Genomic DNA, 2,478 nt, shown 5'->3' with positions numbered 1-2,478 from the left:
TGGTACTGCAAACAGAACAGGGGAGGGGGGCACACATCAACATCTCTTCCGATGGCACGGCAGGACACAAGCTGTCACAGCAGGCGGGCATCCGCAGCCTGTGCCCAAACAAACGCTGGTGGGGACACTCAGCCTGAGCACACACACTCTTACCTCCAGGCGGAAGTAGTACCACGTTGCCCCCAGCAGCCGCTTGAACACCAGCTCAATCCACATCTCCAGCATCTCCACAAAGTACCACGCAACAATGTGAGGGTTTTCCAGCACGGCACGCTGACGGGCTGCATAATTTGCCCTGCCATCTCCATCCTGGTCAGCTGGGGAGCCCAGTCGTCGGAGGAGTCGCTGGAGGGGGGCCCAGTGATTGTCTGCAGCGCTGAATGTCGCAAATAATGCTGCACGTGCCACCACACACGCCGAATCATGATCAGCATCAACACAACGCATTGTGGCACGCCCACCCCCCCCGCGGACTCACTGGGGCTTTCCAGCTGGGTAATCATGGCCTGAAGCCCGCTCTTCTGTCCAGCCCAATATGGATTGTTCCCCGGCGCGATCTGATACCGCTGAAACATGGCCAAGAACCCCGCTGTGCCACGCTTCTTGTGCAGCTCCCGCATCTCCTCAGGCGTTGGACAGCCACGGTCCGCCTTCTCCATGTCCTTCATATACACGTTGGCACTGCTGAGGGCGCGCTGCCGTGCCTTGATGTTGTGCGTCATGAGCACAAATACCTCGTGGGAGCCAAAGGGAAACCACCACTGGCCTGCTGGCGCCTTCCCCACTGCAATAGCATCATCCTGCTCCTGCCCCAGCGGCGCCACCAGCTGGTTGTACTGCCCATCCACATACACTCCTGTCCTGATCAAGTGCTCGATGTGCTGCGTGACAGAGTACTTTGATCCTTTGCTCCCCTCCTCCTGTGGCTCACGGGCGTAGGAGGGCGCTCCCGTCCCAAAGGGAAACAGGCACGGGAATGCCAGCTTCCACAATCGCGCATCCCAGTCTTGCACAGGGTGCAGCCTGTCCAAGCGCGGCCCATCCAGCACAGGGTGCCCTGCCCGGTCATACACCTGCGGCCGCCCATCCTCGTCTTCTGTCACATCACCCGCCCGCAGGGCAGGGCCACGCCCAGTTGGGGCCGGGGGCACTGGCGGAGGGGGAGGGCGGGGAGGCTGAGGCGGCGGCACGGGCACAGCCGCAGCAGACTCGCGAAGAGCAGCCTCTGTCAGGGCATCCAGCTCCGCCTGTCGAATTTCCACAGTTTGCCGCCGCTGTTGCACGTACTGCAGCAAGTCCCTCTTCACGCCAACATTAGCCCTTACCAGCATCACCACCAGGCGCTCCACCTCCTCCCCATTTCCACGTTCCAGCTCCAGGTCCAGCATCCGCGCCTCGCCCTCTGCATTGCCTGCCAATGGCTCGTTGGCAAGGGGATCAAACGCGGTGGCAGCCATTGGTTCCCTTGCGTCCACGTCAACAGTAATCCGCTGAAATTCAGCCAGGAGATGGCGCTGATCTGCCAGCCGCTGCAGGTACTCGAAGTCCACCACAATGTCCGCGTACAGGGCGTTGTGCTCCTTCAAAAACAGCAGGGCAGCAGCCAAGACAGGCGCCCGCACAACTGTGCGGTAGGACTGGGTGGGGTCCTTGGAGCCCGCCTCCCGTATGATCACACAGCCCGAGTCCGAAATACGTCTTGGCAGAGTGAGTGTGGCCGCCAGCGTGCCTACATCCTGTGGCACAATGAGAACGCCACCACGCCGTGCAGCCATGCCGTGGGACAGAGTGTGAATGTGAACAATCGTCCTCACTTGGCTGATCAGCGCCTGCTCCATCATGGAGAGGCCCACCAGAGCAGCGGGGAAGGCCTCCATGACGTCAAACCCGTACTTGTGGCGACCCTTGCAGCCCACACGGTCACTCACATTGGACTGTACTGACCGATTTGGCATAGCTTCACCGCATTCTCCACACCGCTCTACTTGCAGTAGTGACAGCTGCTCTTGAATGTGCTGGCCCACAAACTCTCCAAAGGGTGTGAGATGAAGGGGCTCCGACTCTTTGAATGACTTCCTCCACACCTCCACCTCTACCTTGGACTCCGTCATGAACGTCTCAAAGTCTGCCTTGGCCTTGCGCAGCTTCACTTGCCTCCGTGTCTGCACCCGTCGTGCGTCCACGTGATCTGCGCTGGCACCATTCCCAGCCCATGCATGCACGCCCTCAGGTGGGCGGGCACGGCGTAGGTTGTGGCGATGATGAGTTGAATTCTCGCCAAGGAGCGACTTTCTCGCCAAATCATACGCCTCCTCAGCACCCGGCATTCTTCCCTTTCCCAAGACAGCCAGGGCCCTCAAGAGCTCGGGAGAGCACACGCTGGACACCTCCTCTGCTGCAGCCTGGGCTGTGACATCATCCTCACCATCGTCCTCCATGCTGGCCTGCGTTGCTGGCAGGTGTGAATCCCACACACAT

General features: G+C 60.4%; 1 protein-coding gene. It reads right to left on the bottom strand.

Going from position 1 to position 2,478, the window contains the following annotated elements:
- Positions 1 to 149: 149 nt before the first annotated feature.
- Positions 150 to 2,150 carry a DUF6570 domain-containing protein gene (locus P4L78_RS09885; protein WP_309327851.1) on the bottom strand — a complete coding sequence of 667 codons (2,001 nt, stop codon included), beginning with the start codon at positions 2,148 to 2,150 and terminating at the stop codon, positions 150 to 152.
- Positions 2,151 to 2,478 lie beyond the last annotated feature (328 nt).

This window comes from Silvimonas sp., from assembly GCF_031291215.1.
In the GTDB taxonomy this organism is placed as follows: Bacteria; Pseudomonadota; Gammaproteobacteria; order Burkholderiales; family Chitinibacteraceae; genus Silvimonas; species Silvimonas soli.
Note: the sequence above shows the minus strand (reverse complement) of the source record. Positions and strands in the feature narration are given on the sequence as shown.